This is a genomic window from Pseudoalteromonas phenolica (genome assembly GCF_005876835.1).
GTDB lineage: Bacteria > Pseudomonadota > Gammaproteobacteria > Enterobacterales > Alteromonadaceae > Pseudoalteromonas > Pseudoalteromonas phenolica_B.
Genome location: NZ_PPSW01000078.1, coordinates 1 through 713, shown reverse-complemented (window position 1 = coordinate 713; position 713 = coordinate 1). Strand labels below are relative to the sequence as shown.

The window sequence follows — 713 nt, the reverse complement described above, 5'->3', positions numbered from 1 at the left end:
TTACAGGGTAATAAACTAGATTACATTTCAATTTGTAGCCCAAACTACCTGCATGCACCACACATGAAGTATGCACTTAAAAATGGCATCGATGTAATTTGTGAAAAGCCGTTAGTTCTTCACTCAGAAGATATGGATATTCTGAAAGACTACGAGCAAAAGTACGGCGCGAAAGTAAATTCAATTCTTCAGTTGCGTTTACACCCATCAATTATCGCCCTAAGAGAAAAAGTGGCAGCAGCGCCAGCTGATAAAGTATTTGATGTTGATTTAACGTACATGACATCACGCGGTAAATGGTACATGAAGTCTTGGAAAGGCTTTGACCATAAGTCTGGTGGTGTAGCGACGAACATTGGTGTGCATTTTTACGACATGCTACACTTCATCTTCGGTGAGCTGAAAAGCAACGAAGTGCACTTCAGAGATGAAAAAACAGCAAGCGGTTACCTAGAGTATGAGCGTGCACGCGTTAAGTGGTTCTTGTCAATCGACTCAAACAACCTACCAGACAACGCAGTCAAAGGTGAAAAGCTAACTTACCGTAGTATCACCATCAATGACGGCGATAATACAGAAGAGTTAGAGTTCTCAGGCGGCTTTACAGACCTACATACTCAAAGCTATCAAAATGTGCTTGCAGACAATGGTTTTGGTATTGATGAAAACCGTATTGCCATTGAAACGGTTGAGAATATTCGCGTGCAAGACGT

The 713-nt window shown here is 41.5% G+C and carries 1 protein-coding gene; it reads left to right on the top strand.

Annotated elements, in window-relative coordinates; all coding sequences use genetic code 11:
- Nucleotides 1-63: 63 nt before the first annotated feature.
- The coding region (locus C1E24_RS20715; protein WP_276609923.1) for a Gfo/Idh/MocA family oxidoreductase at nucleotides 64-713 on the top strand (650 nt) is incomplete at its 3' end.